This window comes from Microbacterium sp. A94, from assembly GCF_051842855.1.
GTDB lineage: Bacteria > Actinomycetota > Actinomycetes > Actinomycetales > Microbacteriaceae > Microbacterium.
The window spans coordinates 289,445-309,209 of record NZ_JBPXMU010000001.1 but is presented as its reverse complement, the minus strand read 5'-3'; the positions used below and the strand labels follow the sequence as shown (position 1 = coordinate 309,209).

Sequence of the window (19,765 nt, the reverse complement as noted above, 5' to 3'; positions counted from 1 at the left end):
GCAGCGACTAGAACAGCAGTGACGACAGGCGCGTGCGCGCGGCGATGACCCGGGCGTCGTCTGCGCCGATGAGTCCGAACAGCTCGACCAGGCGTTCGCGAACGGGCGTCCGCTCGTCGCTCGGCAACTGCGCGAACAGGTCGAGCAGCCGCTCGAAAGCGTCTTCGACGTGACCACCGGAGATGTCGAGGTCGGCCACCAGCATCTGCGCGGAGATGTCCTTCGGCACAGCCGCTGCGGTTGCCCGCGCTTGCTGAAGGTCGACTCCCTGCACGCGGTCAAGCAGCCGCACCTGGCCGAGGCCGGCACGGGCGTCTTCATCGCGCGGGTTCTCGGCCAGCGCCTTCTCGTACGCCGTGATCGCAGTGGCGAAGTCGCCTTCTTCAATCGCGGCGAATGCCTCGGCGTGCAGCGGAGGCAACGGCACTTCCTGCTGCTCTTCTTCTTCAGCAGGCTCAGCAGCATCTGATGCCAACGATCCCGTCACGCCATTCTGCGCTGCCAGCTGCAGCAACTGGTCGAAGACCTGGCGCACCTGCTCTTCAGGAACGGCTCCGGTGAACATCGGGACCGGCTGTCCTGCGATCAGCGCCACTACCATCGGGATCGATTGAGCCTTGAAGCTCTGGGCCAGTTGCGGGTTCGCATCAACGTCGACCTTCGCCAGCACGACGCGTCCGGCGAGTTCGAGGACGACCTTCTCCAGAATCGGGCTGAGCTGCTTGCACGGGCCGCACCACTCGGCCCAGAGGTCGACGACGACCGGTACGGTGCGCGACAGCTCGAGGATCTGCCCGAAAGTGGCGTCGGTGACATCGACGATGAATCCACTGGGTGCTACAGCGTCGCCGCCCGCTGATGCGGCTGGCGTTGCGGGAGCTGCGGGTCGATTGCGCAGCGTCGAAAGGTCTACGGCGCCGCGAAGAGCTGCGGCAGAGATGTCGCTCACTTGATCACTTCCACGTTGAGGATGTCCTGATCGACGGCGAGCAGGCGGACCTGTGCCGTCGATCCCTGGCTGGGTACCGAGAAGAACAGTTGCAGACCATAGGTGGTCACAACGCCCTTCGAAGCCTCTTCCACGCCGGTGAGCGTCTTGGCCTCGGCGTTGTCTCCGAATCGGATCACCGCGTCATCGGAGGTCGGTGCGATGGTTTCGCTGTCGACGAGCGAAACCGCGACAATAGCCCCGCTGTCGAGCGTTGCGAGTGCTGTCGGTTCGGCGGAGCTGGGTGTGATGTCGAAGGCCGTGCTGGAGGTCTCTGCAGCACCGTTGTCCACGAGCGATTGCACGACAGCATCACGGCTGGCCTTGATCGATTCCGCGAGAGTGATCGCCACCGGATCGAACAGCTCGTAGCTTTCGCTCGATTCACCCGCATCCACCACATCGGCGAACGCCGCGGCGACTTCGTCCGGAGTCAGCGCGAGGAAGGCTGCGGCATTGTCGGTGATGAGGCTCGTCCCCAACCACGCCGGAGCCAGCTGCGGCACCTCTGCCGAAGCCTGCATCTCTGCGATGTTGGTGACCTTGTAGTTGGCCCACGGGTCGTTCTGGGTCATGGTGAGAACGACCGGGGGCAAAGTTTCGTCCGTCTTGCTCTTGCTGAGCGCCAGCACCGTACGCGGCCAGGTGTCTGTGGCCTGCGGCAACAGCACTTCGATGGTGTCGGTGGGGATGATTGCTGGCAACGGGCGATCGGTCAGAGTCCCGCGCAGCGTGTAGTCGGTGCGACGGGCATCGAGCGGTGCTCCGTCCAGACGCGTTGCAGCCAGATCGATGTCGAGCGCGGTGTCAGCCTCGCTGAGTGTCGTCGAAATCTCCTGCAGGATGCGGGAGGCCTGTGCCTCGGTGACAGCCGGGGGCTTCTGGTTCTCCGGTGTCACCACAGTCGGCGACGGCGTCGGAGAGGGAGTCGCCGAGTCGAACTGCGGCCAGGAATCACCGGAGCAGCCAGCGAACAACAGCGCTGCCACGCCGAGAGCTGGCAGTGCCAGCAGACGTCGCCGAGGGGTGATGGCCCGACGTTCGCTCTTGGGCGCAGCCTCGTCTGTCGGAGTCGGATCTGCCGGGGTGGAGTCCGTCGGGTCGGCCGCTGCCGGTTCGAGTTGCGCACGCGGCTCAGGACGATCAAGCGCGAAATTGATCGGTTCGGTCGGCGGCAGCGGTCCGGGGCCCTTACGCCGAGGGCCGCGCCCGCGACGCTGGTGGCGGATCGCCAGCACATACATGACCAGCCCGAACAGCAGCACGGCACCGCCAGCGGCGATCAGCGGACCAACCGAGGGCGTGGAGGTGTCCAGCGGCCAGGAGATGACGATGTCCTGCGGTGCGTCCGCGGTTCCGTCCCGCGCGATCAACACGCTCATGCCTTCCGGGAGCTGCATATCGGTGATCAGCTGATCCGGCTCGCTGAAGGAGTCCAACCACAGGTCCGAGCCGACAGGGCTGCGCCCGGGCTCCTCAGCGCCCTCGGCGCCCTCATCGGGAGCCTCTACGACAGGTTCGATGAGTGTTGTCGTCGTCGTGCCGTCCTCAGCGGGGACAACCGAGTTGTAGGTCGCATCCGACAGCCATGCTTCGAGATCTGCCGTGCGCCCGTAGGCTGCGAAAATTTCCCCCTCGCCACGAACGAGCAGGGTCTGCTGACCCGGATGCTCGCGTAGCACCGCGCCATCGACGAGCAGATAAGGTGCCGGTTCTTCGATACTGAGCTCAGCCTGCTGCGCGGAAGGGCCCATGAAAATGGTTCGCTGAGCTATGCCCGCTCCGATCAGAAGCGTGGCCAAGACGAAGGCCACGACGGCCCAGACGAAACGCACGAAAAGACTCCTTACGTGACCAAGGCGCCTCGCCCCAGTCACCACTCGACATTTCAGACTATCGAAACTGGCTGTGTGTTGACCACGAGGCGGTGAAGCGGCGATTGATCGGCACGTCGTGAAATCTCTCACCCAGCGCGGACTAGCCTGAGATCAGTCTGACGAGGAGCACGCATGAAGGTCCATAATCCGTTTCGCACCGCACTGGTGGCCACGCTGGGCGTGGGCCTCGGCATTCTGCTAATCGGCAGCGTCGAATCACTGTCCACGGTGCTGCTGTACGTCGGCACGGCGCTGTTCATCAGTCTGGGACTCGACCCGGTCATCTCTTTCTTGGAGCGTCGCAAGCTCCCGCGCTGGCTGGCGGTTGTGATCACTATCTTCGGCGTGCTGGGAATCTTCGCCGGAATCGTGCTGATCGTTCTGCCCATCATCGTCGACCAGGTGTCCCAGCTGGTGCGGCAGATCACGCGGCTCGTGCAGAGCAGCAATAACCTCTGGGAGGACCTGCGCGAGTGGCTGGGCGCGGTCTTTCCTGCGCTCGACGTCGATCGAGTGCTCAATGAGGCGCAGAACTGGTTGCTCGAGAACATGGGCGACATCACCAGCAGCGTGATCGCGGCGAGTGTGAACATCGTCACCGGCCTGTTCGGCGCGTTCATCGTACTGATCCTTACGATCTACCTGACCGCTTCGACTCCGTCGCTGAAGCGCTCGGTGTACCAGCTGGTGCCAGCATCCAAGCGTGCGCGGTTCGTCGACCTCGGTGAGCAGATCACAGATTCGGTGGGCTACTACGTCATGGGCCAGGTGACGCTCGGCGTCATCAACGGCATCCTGAGCGCCATCTACCTCAACATCATCGGCGCACCGTTCGCTGCTGTGCTCGCAGTCATCGCGTTCTTCGCGTCATTGATCCCGCTGGTGGGGACGCTCACCGGGTCGACGATCATCGTCTTGGTCTGCTTGCTTCCCGGCCTCGGATCCCCGGGCGTCGCGCTGGCCGCCGCGATCTATTACCTGATCTACATGCAGATCGAGGCGTACCTGATCTCGCCGCGGATCATGAGTCGCGCCGTTTCTGTTCCCGGCGCTGTCGTTGTCGTCGCTGCCCTCGCCGGCGGTTCGCTCCTCGGCCTGCTCGGTGCGCTCATCGCGATCCCGGTCGCGGCCAGCATCCTCATCATCTACCGCCAGGTGCTCATCCCCCGGATGAACGAGCGTTGACGCCAGCCTGGTCACGGCCTCGCGTAGCGGACTGACTCAGGCAACCTGCCAGCAGTGCGTGTGCCAATGCCGTCTGGCGGCCAGATCCGCTGCATCACCGAGTACACCGTCGGCACGCCAGACAACCTGGTGTGCCGTTCCCGGCAGAATCGCGCCGCCGCAGCCGGGGCAGATGTACTGCTTCTGCGCCTTCAGCGCCGATACCGGCTGCACAGTCCATTCGCGACCCTGGCGGCTCTCACTGCGTTTCCACCCGGCGAGCAGACGGTCGAAGGAGTCGTCAGAGTGCGAGCGCTCCTGGCGCCGTCGATGGGATCGTGCCATATCGGAGCATTACCACCAGTGGTTGTTGATCCAGAAGTTGTAGGCGCCTGCCCAGCTGCCGTACCGCCCGGTCGCGTAGCCGTTCGCCCAGCGAAGATTGTCGACCGGGTTGTAACCGTTGCCCGGCACCTTGCTGCACGGCAGAGCCTGCACAAGACCACAGGCTCCGGAAGACCTGTTGGTCGCGTTCGGGTTCCAACCGCTCTCGCGTCCGACGATGTAGTCGACGTAGCCCCAATCACCGGATGCGAGGCCAGCAGCAGCCATCCATTCGGCGGGTGCGCCGCCACCGGTGTAATAGAGCGGTCCCCCGCCGCCACCGCCACCGCCGGCAGAGGCCGGCGCTGGCACCGGTTCCGGAGTGGGGGTCGGTGTGACGTAGACCTCGAACGCACCACGCTGCACGGGCGAAATCGTCGCCCCCTCCGCCGTGATGGTGAGATTCTGGGTGTCGCGCGCCGCCAGAGAGAAAGATGTTTCGACTTCAACCGCCGGCGGATCGGCCAGGGCCATACCCGTCGGCGCGACGATCGCAGCGGTGAATCCAACCACGGCGAAAGCCGCCAACACACCACTGACACCACGGCGTTGGGTCCAGCGGCGTCGCGGGCGGACGGCTGATTTTCGGGATGCCGCAGCGACCGTCGTGCTGCGCACGCCGACGTGGTCGATCTCAGTACCGGAAGTCACAATGCCTCCAGTGTATCCAGGCGCGCCTGAGTCCACCATGAGTGCCTCACCGCACAGCGAGAATCACGTCGATGGTTGCGTCCAGAAGGGCATCGACCTGCTCCTCGCGGTAGCCGCGCCGCTGCATCCGGAATGCTGCCGAACGCAGCTGCTCAGCAGAAAGTGCATCGCCGTCGCGCAGATAGCGCACGATGCGTTCTGCGACATGATCGACCTCATCGATGCGGTAGCCGAACGAGAGCAGGCCGGTGCGGGCGAACTTGCGCCGACGATCACGAGACAGATGATCGAGAACGATCTGCGCCTCGCCGCGTGCTGCGACGACCCACGCTTCAGGGCCGTCCTCGCGCACCACACGTTCGCGTTCCCGCGCGGCGAAAGCGTCCTCAACGCGTCCCAGCGCGGCATCCACCTCGCTCACAGCGTACCCGCCCTTCACCAGCGGGAAAGACGCGATGCGAATCTCAGCCGCGGTGAGCTGGTCTTGATCCTGCTCAAAGCTGTCGCGCGCTGCGGCGAGAAACGTATCCACGGCGGTGCGGTGGTACCCGCGTTCACGCCCCTGGGTGACGCGGAAGGCCGATTGCGTCTCGGCCTGGTCGTACTCAGTCAATTCATTCACCGTATTCACACTCATCACGCCATCGCCCAGGGCGAAAGCAGGAAGTACAAGCTCAGCGCGGGGATCGTCGACGGCAGCACGCTGTCGAGTCGGTCCAGCATCCCGCCGTGACCTGGTAGCCAGGAGCTCATGTCTTTGATTCCGAGATCCCGCTTGATCATGGATTCGCCGAGGTCGCCGAGCGTGGCCGACAGCAAAATAGCGACGCCGAAGATAGCCCCGGCCCACCAGGGCATCTCCAGCAGGAAGATCGCCAGCAGGACACCGGCCGCGATTGCAGCGATCACAGCTCCGGCGAAACCTTCCCAGGTCTTCTTCGGGCTGATTCGCGGAGCCATCGGATGCTTGCCGAAGGCCACTCCAGCCGCATAAGCACCGGTGTCGGCTGAGACGGCGATGGCGACGAATCCGAGCACCCACCACTGCCCACCCTCTTGTGCCAGCAAGAGCAGTGCGATGCCGGCGAGGAAGGGTACGTAGATCTGCACGAAACCGCCGATTGCAGCATCCTTGAGAACGTCTCCGTACGTGCGACCGTCCTTCGCGATCATCTGCGCCAGCAGGCGCCATACGATCACGAAGGCGACCGCGGAGATCAGTGCGACCCAGATCAGCCACGGCGGAGCGAAGAACCCAGCCAGCGCGAGCGCGGTGCCAGCGATGAGCTGGGCTGCGACGTCGATGCGCCGTCCAGATGCACGCAACGCTCTCGTTAGTTCCAGGATGCCGAGAATAACGATGGCCAGCGCGATCGGAACGAAGAGCTCTTTGATGAACGCGAGCGATCCCAGCAGCACGGCGCCGAACCCCAAGCCGACCAGGATCGCCAGAATGAGGTCGCGACCGGTACGAGCCTTGATGCGCTCATTAGCCTGGTCGAGGTGCTCGCGGGCCTGATTGACGTGCGTCTCGAACTCGCCGCGCGCCTGGCGCAGCTGTTCCCGCATCGCCGCGCCCGTTTCAGCAGGCGCGGCGTCCGGGGTCACCACGGAGCGAGTTTCGTCCGACGATATCGGGCGTTGCTCGCTTCCATCTCCAGATGCATCGCTCATTGCGGGCTATACCTCGAGGAGCTCGACTTCTTTGCGCTTGAGTGCCTCATCGATCAAATCGACGTGCTGGCGGGTCAGCTGGTCGAGTTCCTTCTCGCCGCGCACCAGTTCGTCCTCACCGACTTCACCCTTCAGCGCGTCGAGTTCGTCCTTGGACTTGCGGCGGACGCCGCGGAGGTGAACCTTCGCGTCTTCGCCCTTGGTGCGTACGAGCTTGACGTACTCCTTGCGACGCTCCTGAGTGAGCTCGGGCATCGTCACACGGATCGTGTTGCCGTCGTTCGTCGGGTTGACACCGAGGTTGGGCATGTCTCGAATCGCCTGCTCAATAGCCCTGAGTGCAGACTTGTCGTATGGCGTGATGATAATTGAGCGCGCTTCCTGAATTGCCATCGAGGCAAGCTGTGCCATCGGCGTGGGCGAGCCGTAATAATCCACCATCACCTTTTGGAAGAGCTGCGGGTTCGCGCGACCCGTACGAACGGTGGCGAAATCCTCCTTGGCAGCGTCGACCGCGCGTGTCATGCGCGAGGTGGTATCAGCGAGGACATCCGCGATCACGGTGACTCCTATCGTCGGGGGTGTGCATGTAATTCTAGCCAGGTGCGTGGCGTGCACCTGGATACCGCGCTCAGGCGGTGACGAGTGTTCCGATCGGTTCTCCCAGCAGAGCGCGCGTCACGTTGCCGCTGGGCTCCATGCCAAACACCCGCATGTCCATGTTGTTGTCCATGCAGAGGCTGAAGGCGGTGGAGTCGACGACCTTCAGGCCGCGCTGCAGTGCGTCCAGATAGGTGACCGTGTCGATGCGAGTTGCCGAGGAGTCCTTCTTGGGGTCGGCCGTGTAGATGCCATCAACACCGTTTTTGGCCACGAGTACTTCCTGTGCGCCGATCTCCAGTGCACGCTGCGCGGCAACGGTATCGGTCGAGAAGTACGGGAGGCCAGCGCCGGCGCCGAAGACGACAACGCGCCCCTTCTCCATGTGACGCTCGGCACGCAGCGGAATGTAGGGCTCGGCGACCTGTGTCATCGAGATGGCGGACTGCACACGCGTCGGCGCGCCGGCCTGCTCGAGGAAGTCCTGCAGTGCGAGAGCGTTCATCACGGTTCCGAGCATGCCCATGTAGTCGGCACGACCGCGGTCCATGCCGCGCTGGCTGAGCTCTGCGCCGCGGAAGAAGTTTCCGCCGCCGACGACGATGGCGATCTCGACCTCGTCAACGGCAGCCGCGATCTCACGGGCGATCTGGCTGACGACGTCTGGATTCACTCCCAGCTGTCCGCCTCCGAAGGCTTCGCCAGAGAGCTTGAGAAGGACGCGTCGGCGCCTGGTGCGTTCGGTCATGGTGTGTGGATCCTCTCGTCCCGATTCAAGATAGTGCCTTTTGGGCATGAAGAAGGGGTTCGGACCCTTGTGGATCCGAACCCCTTATGCACTGCTACGCGCCAACCTTGAAGCGCGCGAAGTCCGTCACGGTGATACCGGCGTCCTTCGCCACCTGGGCGACAGAGAGCTTGTTGTCCTTGGCGTAGTCCTGCTCAAGCAGGGCAACCTGCTTGATGAACGCAGAGACACGGCCTTCGACGATCTTCGGCAGAGCCGCTTCTGGCTTGCCCTCGTTGCGGGAGATCTCGGTAACGATCTCGCGCTCCTTCTCGACAGCGTCAGACGGAACGTCTTCGCGGCTGAGGTAGGACGGGTTGGCGAACGAGATGTGCTGCGCGATGCTGCGAGCAGTCTCTGCGTCGTCACCCGTGTAAGCGACGACAACGCCGATCTGCGGAGGCAGGTCCTTGCTGGTGCGGTGCAGGTAGACCTCGACGGCGTCGCCGGTCACGGTGCGAACCTGGCGCAGCTCAACCTTCTCGCCGATGATTGCTGCCTCGTCCGAGATCAGCTCTCCGATGTTCTGGTTGCCGGCAGCAGCGACGAGGGCATCCTCAACCGAGTTTGCCTGGGCGGCTGCAACCGCGTCAGCGATCTTGTCAGCGAGTGCGATGAAGCGCTCGTTCTTCGCGACGAAGTCGGTCTCGCAGGCGAGCTCGATCAGCGTCACAGCGCCGTCGGCCTCGCGAGCGACGACGAGTCCCTCACTGGTGGAACGGTCAGCGCGCTTGGCATTGCCCTTCGCACCCTTCAGGCGAAGCAGCTCAACGGCCTTTTCGCGGTCGCCGTTGGCCTCTTCGAGAGCCTTCTTAGTGTCGACCATGCCGGTGCCGAGCTGTTCGCGCAGCGCCTTGATGTCAGCGATGGTGAAGTTGGCCATGTGTGGTGGCTCCTTGCTTCGATATGGGTGTGTACGCGGAATTACTTGGCGTCGGCTTCGGCCGGAGCCTCGGTCGCCTCAGCTGCGGGAGCCTCAGCCTCAACTGCGGGAGCCTCGGTTGCCTCAGCCTCAGCTGCGGGAGCCTCGGTTGCCTCGGCTGCGGGAGCCTCGGTCGCGGGCGCCTCAGCAGGCGTCTCGAGAAGTTCCTTCTCCCACTCGGCCAGCGGCTCAGCGTCGCCCGACTCGGGGTTGTGCTTCTGCTGCAGGCCTTCGGCAGCTGCGTCCGCGATGATGCGGGTCAGCAGCGAGACGGAGCGGATCGCGTCGTCGTTACCGGGGATCGGGTACTGGAAGTCGTCCGGGTCGGCGTTCGTGTCGAGGATGCCGATCACGGGGATGCCGAGCTTCTTGGCCTCGTCGATCGCGAGGTGCTCGCGCTTGGCGTCGATGACCCACAGAGCCGAAGGCGTCTTGGTCAGGTTGCGGATTCCGCCGAGCGACTTGTGCAGCTTGTCGAGCTCGCGCTTCTTGAGCAGAAGCTCCTTCTTGGTGAAGCCACTGTTGGCCGGCACCTCGTAGTCGAGCTCTTCGAGCTCCTTCATACGAGCCAGACGCTTGGAGATCGTCTGGAAGTTGGTGAGGAGGCCACCGAGCCAGCGCTGGTTCACGAAGGGCTGACCAACGCGGGTCGCCTGCTCTGCGAGGACTTCCTGAGCCTGCTTCTTCGTGCCGACGAAGAGGATGGTGCCGCCGCGGGCAACAGTCTCCTTGACGAAGTCGTAGGCGCTGTCGATGTAGCCCAGCGACTGCTGCAGGTCGATGATGTGGATGCCGCTGCGCTCGGTGAGGATGAAGCGCTTGACTTTCGGGTTCCACCGACGGGTCTGGTGTCCGAAGTGAACGCCGCTGTCGAGCAGCTGGCGGATGGTGACCACAGCCATGGTCGTCTCCTGATTCTGGCGCTGGCGCGCCGTTGAGGTTATTTCGCTGATCGGGCGATCAGCATTCCTGGTGCCCGGCCCACGCCCGCCCGTTCCGGAGAACGGGACCTGAGGGATTGGATGCCACGACCGAGATCGCTTTGGGCACGCGTAGTCACCTCGAGATCGAGGTGCGACCTCAAGTGTACAGGATCGCGTCGCATCCACTGCTTCTGCACTGAAGCGGAGTTGACCCGTGTTCTCAACGAAAAGTGGGTAGCAGCTATGGCCCGTGCCGCACGATCGATCAGGATGGCCTGATGCGATCCCTGAGAGTTGGTGCACGCAGGTGCGTGGTCCTCTTGCTGTCCACGTTGCTCGCGGCGATTCCCGCTGTTGCCACGCCGGATTTGCCGCGCACATGGCAGTGGCCGGTTCCGGGCGCACATCACGTCGTCACACCCTTTCAAGCGCCGACGCACGACTACGGCCCCGGTCATCGCGGCATCGATCTCTCGGTCGCCGTCGGCAGCGTCGTTCATGCGCCAGCCGACGGTGTCGTCGCTTTTCGGGGCGTCGTCGTCGACCGGCCGCTGATCACCATCGATCACGGCGACGGGCTCGTCACCACTCTTGAGCCGGTCAGTTCACAGCTCTCAGCAGGAACAGCGATCGCCGCTGGTGACGAGGTGGGCACAGTGGCACATGGCGGCCACACGCCGATCGATCAACTACACCTCGGGGTTCGCCTCAACGACGTCTACATCAATCCGATGCTGCTGTTCAGCGATGTGCCGCGCGCGGTGCTGCTCCCCTGCTGCGCATAACCGGCTCTCAGGCGCGGGGATGGGCGAGCCGGTAGGTCGCTGTCAGTCGTTCCGAAGACACGTGCGTATAGATCTGCGTGGTCCCCAGGCTCGCGTGCCCGAGGATCTCCTGGACGGCGCGCAGGTCTGCTCCCCCATCAAGCAGGTGAGTGGCAGCCGAGTGCCGGAGAGCATGCGGGCCGACGGCATCCGCTCCGATGATCGGCCCCAGGGCGTCCGCGACGATCGTGTAGACCGCCCGCGGCCCGACACGAGCGCCACGTACGCCGAGCATCACCGCCGGAGTCGCCCGTGCACTGCGTGCCAGAAGCACCGGCCGCCCGCGGACGAGATAGGCATTGAGTGCATCGCGGGCGGGGATCCCGAATGGAACAACCCGCTCCTTCGCCCCCTTGCCGAGCACCCGGACAGTCGCGCGGTCCTGATCCACGTCGTCGACGTCGATTCCGCACAGCTCCGATACCCGCATGCCAGAGGCATAGAGCAGCTCGAGGATCGCGTGATCACGCAGGTGAATCGGATCGCCGTCGACGGCGATCTCACGGCGTTCATCCAGCAGTTGCCGCATCCCATCCCGCGATGCGACTACCGGAAGCGAACGCCCGCGTTTCGGCGCCACCAGTCGCAGGCTGGGATCGGTGTTGATCAGCTCTTCCTCATGAGCCCAGGAGAAGAACGAGCGGGCAGAAGCCGCACGGCGCGCGAGTGTGCTGCGTGCGTCGCCGCGCTGGGTGGCACGCCACAGCCAGTCGCGCAAAGACTCCAGGTCAATCTCTCGGAGCACGCCGTCATCGGTCGCTTCGGCGAGGTCCCGCAGATCCGAGCGGTAGGCGCGCACCGTCGCGGGCGACAAACGGCGCACATTCTCAAGATGCGTGGCGTACAACGCAGCCGCAGCGGACAGCTTCATGGTTCCAGCATGCCTATTTCAGCCGGACTGTCTGAATGCCTCGCCGGGCGAAGACAGCGCGAACCCCGAGAATCAGGGAGGGATCCTCGGGGCTCGAACCTGTCCAGTGGGTCAATAGGACCCTGTCCAATAGGTCAGTTGGACCCTGCCGAAGCAACCGACGCTGCGCTGGGGGCGGATGCCGGGCTCGGAGCGGACACCGGGCTCGGTGCAGACACCGGACTCGGAGCTGAGACAGGACTCGGGGCCGAGACGGGGCTCGGGGCAGACACGGGACTCGGTGCAGAAACCGGGCTCGGTGCAGAAACCGGGCTGGGTGCAGAAACCGGGCTGGGCTCAGAAACCTGCGCCGGGGCCGATGCGGCCGACACCGCAGAGACAGCCGACACGGCAGAAGTGACGTTCGCCGCGGAGGGTGCACTGACGACCGTGACGCTGGAGTTCGTCTCCTTCAAGTGCACCGTCTTGCCGCTGAGCACGCCGGAGCTGTCGTTGATGGCACCACCGGGGATGACCGTTCCATCCGTGGTCTGCAAGTTCATCGTGCTAGCCACCGCCGCGGCACCGCCGGCGACGACGCTGAGACCGACGACACCCGCGATTCCCGTGACGATCCACTTCTTGCGTGTATTCATATCTGTTTCCTCTGTCCGTGTGCAGTGACTGTCTCCCTGTTATCGGGATGATTCAATCCTCGTCGCCCTCCCTAAGGTCAATCCAAAGGGCGGATGAGAGCGTTCTTATCTCGCTCCGGTTGACGGCATCCGTCCGTCCAGCACTGCATGAGCCGATGCCCGTAGTTGGTCCGCAGCATCCGCATCTCGTCTGTCGTTCGCCGCGATCAGGTGACCGAGTAGTTGCACACCTGTCAAAGCGCGCACCAACGGGTCATCTCCCCAACGCGCGAGAGCGCCATCGGCCAGGTCCCAGACGCGTGCGCGGTTATGCGCATCGGTCAAGCGTGCGCTCGCGATGGCGTGCGCGGCGAACGCAGCAGCATCCTCCGCCGGATCGGCAATACCCAGGGTGTCGACATCGATCACTGAGCAGATCTGACCCTGATCATCGAGGAAGAGCTGGCCGTAGTGCAGGTCGCCGTGCACGACAGTGCGAGGGCGCCCACCGTCGATGCGTCCGATGAGGGTACGGATGCTGTCGAGGAGGTCCGCGGTACCGTCGACCTCGCGAGACTCGTACCAGCGGATACGTCGCTCAGCCCCAGGGCTCCGCTTGGTCCAGGAAATACTCGAGAACCGCGCCCGCAGCCGATCGGTCTCGTCGAGCAGGGTTTCCGGCTCCCACGCAAAATCGGTCGCCGGCGTTCCCGCCGCCGCCGACATGATCACCATGCCCTCGGCGGACCACCCGTGCACGAACGGGACTCCGATGCCGGCATCGGCCGTGGCCGTGTGCGCCCGCACCAACGATTCCACGCGCGAGGGGCGGACGATTTTGACCCAGACCGACTCGTCCCCGGCAGCCACGCGGAGCACTGCGCGGCGACCCGGTCGATAGGCGATGAACTCCGGGGCACTCGTCGCGGTGAAGCCCAGGCGCTCCAGAAGCGCCGTGGCCGCGTGGTCGAATGAGATGGATGCGAGTGCCGGCAGATGCGGGTCTGCCGGATGCATCCACACGCGCGTATCCTCGCTCGCCCACCCGGTTTCAGCGGCGACGGTAATCTGCGAGGTGTCCACGTAGTACAGCAGATTCTGCGCGCCCAGCACCTCGATGCCCGTGACCGATCCGGCACCCAAGGGCTCTTTCGAGTGCAGAGTCATCGTCGCTGCCGAGACGCCGAGGGCCTCGCTGAGAAGGTCTCGCTCCGAGACTTTGGTGTTGGCACTCACCTGACGATTGCATCATGAGTGGGCGCACAATGGGATGAGATCTCTCTTAGGAAGAGGCTGAGACCCTCCGGACTCGGGATACTTGACACGTGGCAGCAGGAAATAAGGACGACTCCGGTCGCAGGCGTCGTCGTCGATTCGCGGTCTCGGTGCGTACCCGCATCGTCGCAACGATCACCGTCGTAATCACAGTGGGCCTGTTTGCCGTTGGCTTGTCGGTGTATCTCGTCGAGCGTCAGCGGATTCTTGAACAGGTGGATGCGCGGCTGCACGCGAACCTCGAATCCGCGCACTTCATCGTCGAATCGCCAGATCCGGAAGCCGGTCCCTGGGCATCGTCCTCGGACGCACTGGCCGTGGTCGTGCAGCGGATGAGCCCGGATGACAACACCGGCGCCATGGGACTCGTCAACGGCGTGATCACTTTCGTGCCCGGGTTCGATCTGGATCTCGATCTGCAGTATCAGGGGATGTTCGCGGCCCACGTGGATCGGGAACTCGACCCCGGCGAGGCGATCATCGGCACCTACGCTGAGCGGGGTGTGGCGTGGCGCTATCTGGCGACGACTGTCTCCGTCGAGGGATCGTCTGCGCCAGAAGAAGTCGTCTTCGTCATGGTGTACGACCTGCATGCGGAGCTTGCCGAGTTCAACGAACCGGTGCGGATGTTTGTGATCGCGTCTCTCATCGTCATCGTCGTTGTCGCTGCCACCGGCACGATCGTTGCAACGCGTCTGCTGCGTCCGCTACGCCAGATGCGCACCACCGCAGAGCGGATCTCGGCTCAGAATCTCAACGAGCGCCTCGACATCGTGGGAAACGACGATGTGGCCGAGCTTGCCGAGACAATGAACGCGATGCTCGATCGCATCGATGCTGCACTCGACTCGCAGCGACAGCTGCTCAGCGACGTCGGCCACGAGCTCAAGACCCCGATCACGATCGTGCGGGGGAACATCGAGGTCATGAATCCGGACGATCCGACGGATGCTCGGGAGACCCGGGCGCTGGCGATGGATGAGCTGGATCGAATGGCCGATCTCGTGCAGGATCTGGCCGGTGCTGCTGCGTTGCACGGCCCGAAACCGATCGATCCGCATGCGATGGATGTTGCCGAATTGCTGGCGCAGATCGCACGCAAAGCGAGTGGAATCGACGGTGCTGATGTGTCTGTGGCTGACGCAGCCGGAGGCACGGCGATGCTCGATTCGGCCCGGATAACCCAAGCCATGCTGCAACTCGCGCAGAACGTCGTCACACATGCCGACGGACGGATGGAGATCGGCGTTTCCGATGCCGGCGAGCACGTGCAGTTCTGGGTTCGTGATTTCGGCCCGGGCGTTCCTGAGCATGCGAAGAGTCAGATATTCGAGCGCTTTCACCGCGGCTCCAACGCCGCAGACAAGCCCGGGAGCGGCCTGGGGTTGAACATCGTGCAGGTGATTGCGCGCGCGCACGGCGGGACCGTGCGGGTCGAGGATGCTGTCGGCGGTGGTGCCGTGTTCGTTCTGAGCGTTCCCCGAGGCGCGGGTCCAACTGCTGCGCCACCGCCCGACGGCCCAGTGATCCCACCACGACCACCTCTGCCCGGGCCAGACCCCGATCCAGACCCCGACCCCGACCCCGACCCGATGATCGATCGAAGGAAGTAACCTGTGGCATCCATCCTTGTCGCCGATGACGAGCCGCGCATATCCGGCTTCATCGAGAAGGGGCTGCGCGCAGCCGGCTTTGCCACACGCGTCGCAGCGACCGGGCCCGAGGCACTCCACCTTGCGCAGACTGATGAGTTCGATCTGATGGTGCTCGATGTCAATCTGCCGGGATTCGATGGTTTCCAGGTCCTCGAGCAGTTGCGCGGCTCTGGCTCGCGGCTGCCGGTGATCATGCTCACCGCCCGGGTAGAACTGCACGACACGATCGCCGGGCTTGAGGGCGGCGCGGATGACTACCTGGGCAAGCCCTTCCGCTTCGACGAGCTACTCGCGCGCATCCGACTGCGGATGCGACGGGACGAGGCTGGCGCCACGACTGACCTGACGCATGGTGCGTTGCATCTGGACGTGCGCACCCGTCGCGCCCGCGTCGGCGCGGTTGATGTCGAACTCAGCGCGCGCGAGTTCGCCCTGGCCGAGGAACTCGTCCGCAACGCCGGCCAGGTTCTCAGCCGCGAACAGCTGCTCAGCCGGGTATGGGGATACGACTTCGACCCCGGCTCCAACGTGGTCGATGTTTACATCGGCTACCTCCGTCAGAAGCTCGGCACCGGACAGATCCAGACCGTCCGCGGCGTCGGCTACCGGCTGCCATGATCTGCTGCCCCGCTCACATCGGCACGCGCTGCCATCCGGCGTCGGTCCGCTGAGCGATCCCCTCAAGCGCGAGCAGACCGAGGATTGCTGCCACACGGCCCGCGTCGAGACCCGATCGTGCCGCAAGATCCCCGGCACTTCGCGCCGTTCTCGTGCTCAGGGCGTCCAGCAGTCGCACCTGATCCGGGTTAGTACTCTCCGGTGCGGCCGGTGCCGATTCAGTCATCCCGAGCAGCTCACGCACCTCTTGCGCGTTCGTGACGCACTGGGCGTCGTACTCGCGCAGCAACCGATGGCATCCCGCCGACGCTGCCGAAGTCACCGGACCAGGCACCGCCCCCAGAGGTCGCCCCAGCGTCGATGCGTGCCCGGCGGTGTTCAAGGATCCGCTGCGCCATCCCGCCTCGACGACGACGGTGGCCGCCCCCAGCGCGGCGATGAGCCGATTGCGAGCAAGAAATCTCCATTTCGTCGGTGCTGCACCGCAGGGCAGCTCGCTGACGATCGCACCGGCCGCCTGAATTCGTTGAAACAGATCCTGATGCCCGGCGGGATACGCCCGGTCAACGCCGCCGGCGAGAAATGCAACTGTCGCACCGCCGGCGCCCATCGCGGCGCGATGTGCAGCGCCGTCGATCCCATAGGCGCCACCGGAGACCACCAGTGTGCCGGTCGCCGCGAGGTCACCGGCGAGTTCTGCCGCCACGGATTCCCCGTACGCGGTCGCCGCACGTGCGCCGACGATCGCGACCGGATTCGGAGACGAGAGATGGTGGGATGCACCTCGCGCCCACAGCATTGCGGGTGCGTGCTCGCCCAGATCTGCCAAGGCTTGCGGCCACTGAGCGTCACCGGGAAGCAGCAACCGCGCCGCGACCTCGGTGGCGCCTCGCAGCGCCTCCGTCACCGACCGAGGGTGTGCACGCGGCATCCACCGTTTTCGTGCCTCATCGATCGCTTTTTCCGATAGATGCTGCTTCGACAGGGCGAACTGCAGCGCGTCCACTGCGCCCAGCTGCTCGATCAGGGCGCCTGCCACCCCATCGCCGGGTTCAGCGATGATGCTCCAGGCGACCCGCGCCAGCGTTTCGGTCGGGTGAGTGTCCGGGCGTGCGGATTCTGCGGCCCTCCGAGTCTCGGTGTCGCCGAGCAGCGCCTCCATCATGCGATCAGTCCTCTCTTCAGAAACAACGCCCGTCCCAACTCGTCCGGTCCTGGGGTGTCCACCGCCGCAAGGTCCGCCATCGTCCACGCGAGCCGCAAAACACGGTCATAGCCTCGAAGTGTGAGCTGACCACGCTCCAGTGCTCGATCCAGCGGCCCGCGCACACCCGACGGCAGGCGAATCTCCCCCTGCCGTAGCCACGTACCGGCCACTTCGGCATTCATCGTCCAGGGTGTTCCTGCCCAACGATTCGAAGCACGTTTCCTCGCTGCCACCACCAGCTCACGAGCATGTGCTGTCGTCATCGCTGATCGCTCGGTGGAGGTCGCCCGCGACGCGGCCACCCGAGCCACCTGCAGATCGATGTCGATCCGGTCACGCAGCGGGCCGGACAATCGAGCGGAGTAGCGGCGAATCGCGATCGGCGGGCAGATGCACTCTGCACCACGCACGCCGTAGTTTCCGCATGGGCACGGATTCGTCGCCAGGGAGAGCTGGAACCTCGCCGGAAACCGAGCATGAAATCCGGCCCGATCGATGTCGATGCTTCCCGATTCCAACGGTTGTCTCAGGGCATCCAATGCCGCGCGTGAGAACTCGGCGGCCTCGTCCAAGAACAGCACCCCACGATGTGCCCGCACAATCGCTCCCGGGCGCACCGTGCGCGATCCACCGCCGACGAGCGCCGCGACCGAGGCGCTGTGATGGGGTGCTTCCAGTGGCGGCACATCATCGAGCTCGCTCACCATCGCACCCGCGAGCGAGCGGATCGCCGCCACTTCCAGCGCGGCCGATTCTGACAACGGAGGCAGGATGCCGGGCAGACGCCGTGCGAGCATCGTCTTTCCCGCCCCGGGCGGGCCGCTCATGAGAATGTGATGCCCGCCCGCAGCCGCGGCTATCAACGCCTCCACAGCTTCCTCCTGGCCGACAACATCTGCCAGGTCCAAAAGATCTGTCTCACGCGGCACCGCGGCAGTGCCTGCTACGGGTTCAACCTCGGCTACCGCGATGTCAGCTCCGTGCCACATCGCCACCTCTGCCAGTGTGGTGGCCGCTTGCACGCGCATACCCGGCACGAGGTTGGCTTCCGCCTCGTTCGCGTGCGGGACGATCACGCGATCGAACCCGGCGCGCGAAGCGGCGAAGACCGCCGGAAGCACCCCAGGCACCGGGCGCACCCGCCCGTCCAGGCTGAGCTCTCCGATATGCACCGTGCGGGCGATCGATGAGGCGTTCAGCACTCCCCCTGTCGCCACCGCAGAGATGGCGATGCCCAGTTCCAACCTATGATTACGGCATGTCTCGTCGCGCAGCCGTTTACGTCCGTCAGTCCATTAGTAATTCTGAGGGCATCGACCGGCAACTAATCCGTTGTCAAGCGCTCATCGACGCGCGGGGCTGGCAGTTGACGGAAATCTACACCGACAACGACGTGTCAGCCTCGAAGGTGCGCGGCGAAGGCACGGCATGGGCGCGCATGCTGGCTGACGCTCACCGAGGCGCATTCGATGTAGTCGTTGCCGTCGACCTTGACCGCCTATTGCGTCAGGTGCGCGACCTTACGGCGCTCATCGATACGGGCGCAAAGGTGCTGACCGTTGACGGCGAAGTCGATCTCACGACGGCTGACGGCGAATTTCGGGCAACGATGCTCGCGGGCATCGCGAGGTTCGAGGTTCGACGCAAGAGCGAGCGACACCGCCGCGCGAATGACGCACGCGCAGCTAAAGGCTTCCCCAACGGCAGGGCACGCACTTTCGGCTTTGAGGATGGCAACCTACTCCCCTTCGAGCCCGAGGCATCTCTCATACGCACGGGCGTGCAGACGATTCTCGACGGTGGCAGCGTCCGCAGCATCGCGGCAGCATGGAACGTCGCAGGCAGTACTACTGTGCGGGGCAACGTGTGGCGCAATGTCGAAGTTCGCGCAACCCTCATGCGCGAGCGCAATGCGGGCATCCTCATGGTCAAGGGCGTTGAGCAAGAGCAATCGCAGATTCAGCCCATCGTGCCCCGCGAAGAATGGGAGGCGATGCGCGCGATCCTGACCGACCCCAAGCGCCTTATCGCTGGCCGTCCTACCGGTCAGCGGTGGCTGTCTGGCGTGATGGAATGCACATGCGGGGCACCGCTTCACGTTTCGACCTCATGGTCGCAGGGAAAGGGTCAGCCTGGCTATGCGTGCTCAGCCATCAAGCGCGCCGAGACTACCGGCGTTCAGCGGCGTGGGCGTCACGGACAGATCGCGGCTTACTACGTTGAGGATGCGATCCCGGCTCGCGTCATCGGCGCGCTGCTCGCAGACGCCGTACGAGACAAGCACAACGCCGCGCCCGAGTCCGCCGACGTTGTACGCCTTCGTAACGTGCTCTCAGGCATCGAGAACGAACGCCGAGGCGTGCAGGAGATGTACCTCATCCCGGGCGCTGACCGCGCCCACTTGGCCGCACGGATCACGGCACTAGGCGACGAGCACGAGAGTGCATCTGAGGAACTCACCCGGGCGCTCGCGTCGAGGAGTGCATCAGATCTAATCGCGAGCATTCAGGCAGTGTTCGCCGATGTCATGGAGAACGACGACGCCGACCCCGAGCACGACACGATGGATGCGGCATTCGAGGTCTGGGAGTCGTTGCCCCTGGAGGCCAAGCGGAAGGTGACCGCCGCGAAGCTTCGCATCGTCGTGCAGCCTGGCGGTAAAGGCGTAGGCCACGGCATGAAGCGCGTTACAGTCATCCCGCGCTGACGAGCCCTTGCGCTACTCTCTGAC

General features: G+C 64.5%; 20 protein-coding genes. 6 read left to right on the top strand and 14 right to left on the bottom strand.

Going from position 1 to position 19,765, the window contains the following annotated elements:
• Positions 1-7 precede the first annotated feature (7 nt).
• The gene (locus ACSU1L_RS01590; RefSeq protein WP_439254428.1) at positions 8-949 is read right to left on the bottom strand and encodes a tetratricopeptide repeat protein; all 942 of its coding nucleotides are present in this window, start codon (positions 947-949) and stop codon (positions 8-10) included.
• A complete protein-coding gene (locus ACSU1L_RS01585) occupies positions 946-2,823 on the bottom strand; it encodes a glycosyl transferase (protein WP_439254426.1) in 1,878 nt (625 codons plus the stop codon). Before ACSU1L_RS01585 ends, ACSU1L_RS01590 begins: the two co-directional genes overlap by 4 nt.
• 174 nt (positions 2,824-2,997) lie before the next feature.
• On the opposite strand from ACSU1L_RS01585, the gene ACSU1L_RS01580 reads away from it, so the two are divergent.
• Positions 2,998-4,050 (top strand): AI-2E family transporter, encoded by a 1,053-nt coding sequence (locus tag ACSU1L_RS01580; RefSeq protein WP_439254424.1) that lies wholly within the window; start codon positions 2,998-3,000, stop codon positions 4,048-4,050.
• Positions 4,051-4,086: 36 nt separating this feature from the next.
• Here ACSU1L_RS01580 and ACSU1L_RS01575 read toward each other — a convergent pair whose 3' ends face one another.
• The 8 genes from ACSU1L_RS01575 to rpsB all read right to left on the bottom strand — a co-directional run bounded on the left by ACSU1L_RS01575 (position 4,087) and on the right by rpsB (position 9,949).
• Positions 4,087-4,374 (bottom strand): hypothetical protein, encoded by a 288-nt coding sequence (locus ACSU1L_RS01575; RefSeq protein ID WP_438254324.1) that lies wholly within the window; start codon positions 4,372-4,374, stop codon positions 4,087-4,089.
• Between the two features lie 9 nt (positions 4,375-4,383).
• Entirely contained in the window at positions 4,384-5,064 is a 681-nt protein-coding gene (locus tag ACSU1L_RS01570; RefSeq protein ID WP_438254323.1) for a transglycosylase SLT domain-containing protein, read from the bottom strand.
• Between the two features lie 46 nt (positions 5,065-5,110).
• Positions 5,111-5,677, bottom strand: coding sequence for a DivIVA domain-containing protein (locus ACSU1L_RS01565; protein WP_438254321.1), 567 nt, complete (start codon positions 5,675-5,677; stop codon positions 5,111-5,113).
• A 23-nt stretch (positions 5,678-5,700) separates the two neighbouring features.
• Positions 5,701-6,738, bottom strand: coding sequence for a phosphatidate cytidylyltransferase (locus tag ACSU1L_RS01560; RefSeq protein WP_438254319.1), 1,038 nt, complete (start codon positions 6,736-6,738; stop codon positions 5,701-5,703).
• A 6-nt stretch (positions 6,739-6,744) separates the two neighbouring features.
• Positions 6,745-7,299 carry a ribosome recycling factor gene (gene frr, locus ACSU1L_RS01555; protein ID WP_439254421.1) on the bottom strand — a complete coding sequence of 185 codons (555 nt, stop codon included), beginning with the start codon at positions 7,297-7,299 and terminating at the stop codon, positions 6,745-6,747.
• Between the two features lie 70 nt (positions 7,300-7,369).
• Positions 7,370-8,086 carry a UMP kinase gene (pyrH, locus tag ACSU1L_RS01550; RefSeq protein WP_438254316.1) on the bottom strand — a complete coding sequence of 239 codons (717 nt, stop codon included), beginning with the start codon at positions 8,084-8,086 and terminating at the stop codon, positions 7,370-7,372.
• A gap of 94 nt (positions 8,087-8,180) precedes the next feature.
• Positions 8,181-9,008, bottom strand: coding sequence for a translation elongation factor Ts (gene tsf, locus ACSU1L_RS01545; protein WP_438254315.1), 828 nt, complete (start codon positions 9,006-9,008; stop codon positions 8,181-8,183).
• Positions 9,009-9,049: 41 nt separating this feature from the next.
• Entirely contained in the window at positions 9,050-9,949 is a 900-nt protein-coding gene (gene rpsB, locus ACSU1L_RS01540) for a 30S ribosomal protein S2 (RefSeq protein WP_439254418.1), read from the bottom strand.
• 332 nt (positions 9,950-10,281) lie between these two features.
• On the opposite strand from rpsB, the gene ACSU1L_RS01535 reads away from it, so the two are divergent.
• Complete coding sequence (locus ACSU1L_RS01535; protein WP_439254416.1) at positions 10,282-10,755, top strand: murein hydrolase activator EnvC family protein; 474 nt, start codon at positions 10,282-10,284, stop codon at positions 10,753-10,755.
• 7 nt (positions 10,756-10,762) lie between these two features.
• Here ACSU1L_RS01535 and ACSU1L_RS01530 read toward each other — a convergent pair whose 3' ends face one another.
• Positions 10,763-11,665 (bottom strand): tyrosine recombinase XerC, encoded by a 903-nt coding sequence (locus ACSU1L_RS01530; RefSeq protein ID WP_439254414.1) that lies wholly within the window; start codon positions 11,663-11,665, stop codon positions 10,763-10,765.
• A 138-nt stretch (positions 11,666-11,803) separates the two neighbouring features.
• On the opposite strand from ACSU1L_RS01530, the gene ACSU1L_RS01525 reads away from it, so the two are divergent.
• On the top strand, positions 11,804-12,328 hold the full coding sequence (locus ACSU1L_RS01525; protein WP_439254412.1) for a hypothetical protein: 525 nt from the start codon (positions 11,804-11,806) through the stop codon (positions 12,326-12,328).
• A 77-nt stretch (positions 12,329-12,405) separates the two neighbouring features.
• Here ACSU1L_RS01525 and ACSU1L_RS01520 read toward each other — a convergent pair whose 3' ends face one another.
• Entirely contained in the window at positions 12,406-13,515 is a 1,110-nt protein-coding gene (locus ACSU1L_RS01520; RefSeq protein WP_439254410.1) for a phosphotransferase, read from the bottom strand.
• Positions 13,516-13,604: 89 nt separating this feature from the next.
• Here ACSU1L_RS01520 and ACSU1L_RS01515 point away from each other — a divergent pair, with 89 nt between their 5' ends.
• Together ACSU1L_RS01515 and ACSU1L_RS01510 are read left to right on the top strand one after the other, a co-directional pair.
• The gene (locus ACSU1L_RS01515) at positions 13,605-15,167 is read left to right on the top strand and encodes a sensor histidine kinase (RefSeq protein ID WP_439254408.1); all 1,563 of its coding nucleotides are present in this window, start codon (positions 13,605-13,607) and stop codon (positions 15,165-15,167) included.
• 3 nt (positions 15,168-15,170) lie between these two features.
• The gene (locus ACSU1L_RS01510; RefSeq protein ID WP_438254303.1) at positions 15,171-15,827 is read left to right on the top strand and encodes a response regulator transcription factor; all 657 of its coding nucleotides are present in this window, start codon (positions 15,171-15,173) and stop codon (positions 15,825-15,827) included.
• 13 nt (positions 15,828-15,840) lie between these two features.
• Here the strand turns inward: ACSU1L_RS01510 and dprA are convergent, their stop codons facing one another.
• Together dprA and ACSU1L_RS01500 are read right to left on the bottom strand one after the other, a co-directional pair.
• On the bottom strand, positions 15,841-16,992 hold the full coding sequence (gene dprA / locus ACSU1L_RS01505) for a DNA-processing protein DprA (RefSeq protein WP_439254406.1): 1,152 nt from the start codon (positions 16,990-16,992) through the stop codon (positions 15,841-15,843).
• Entirely contained in the window at positions 16,989-18,278 is a 1,290-nt protein-coding gene (locus ACSU1L_RS01500) for a YifB family Mg chelatase-like AAA ATPase (RefSeq protein ID WP_439254404.1), read from the bottom strand. Before ACSU1L_RS01500 ends, dprA begins: the two co-directional genes overlap by 4 nt.
• A gap of 14 nt (positions 18,279-18,292) precedes the next feature.
• Here ACSU1L_RS01500 and ACSU1L_RS01495 point away from each other — a divergent pair, with 14 nt between their 5' ends.
• Positions 18,293-19,741 carry a recombinase family protein gene (locus ACSU1L_RS01495; protein ID WP_439254402.1) on the top strand — a complete coding sequence of 483 codons (1,449 nt, stop codon included), beginning with the start codon at positions 18,293-18,295 and terminating at the stop codon, positions 19,739-19,741.
• The last annotated feature ends 24 nt before the right edge of the window (positions 19,742-19,765 follow it).

Bases quoted from the DNA above. Each gene is read 5' to 3' on its own strand.
- ACSU1L_RS01580 (WP_439254424.1), top strand. From the start codon at position 2,998: ATGAAGGTCCATAATCCGTTTCGCACCGCACTGGTGGCCACGCTGGGC.
- ACSU1L_RS01575 (WP_438254324.1), bottom strand. From the start codon at position 4,374: ATGGCACGATCCCATCGACGGCGCCAGGAGCGCTCGCACTCTGACGAC.
- ACSU1L_RS01560 (WP_438254319.1), bottom strand. From the start codon at position 6,738: ATGAGCGATGCATCTGGAGATGGAAGCGAGCAACGCCCGATATCGTCG.
- pyrH (WP_438254316.1), bottom strand. From the start codon at position 8,086: ATGACCGAACGCACCAGGCGCCGACGCGTCCTTCTCAAGCTCTCTGGC.
- tsf (WP_438254315.1), bottom strand. From the start codon at position 9,008: ATGGCCAACTTCACCATCGCTGACATCAAGGCGCTGCGCGAACAGCTC.
- rpsB (WP_439254418.1), bottom strand. From the start codon at position 9,949: ATGGCTGTGGTCACCATCCGCCAGCTGCTCGACAGCGGCGTTCACTTC.
- ACSU1L_RS01530 (WP_439254414.1), bottom strand. From the start codon at position 11,665: ATGAAGCTGTCCGCTGCGGCTGCGTTGTACGCCACGCATCTTGAGAAT.
- dprA (WP_439254406.1), bottom strand. From the start codon at position 16,992: ATGATGGAGGCGCTGCTCGGCGACACCGAGACTCGGAGGGCCGCAGAA.
- ACSU1L_RS01495 (WP_439254402.1), top strand. From the start codon at position 18,293: ATGTCTCGTCGCGCAGCCGTTTACGTCCGTCAGTCCATTAGTAATTCT.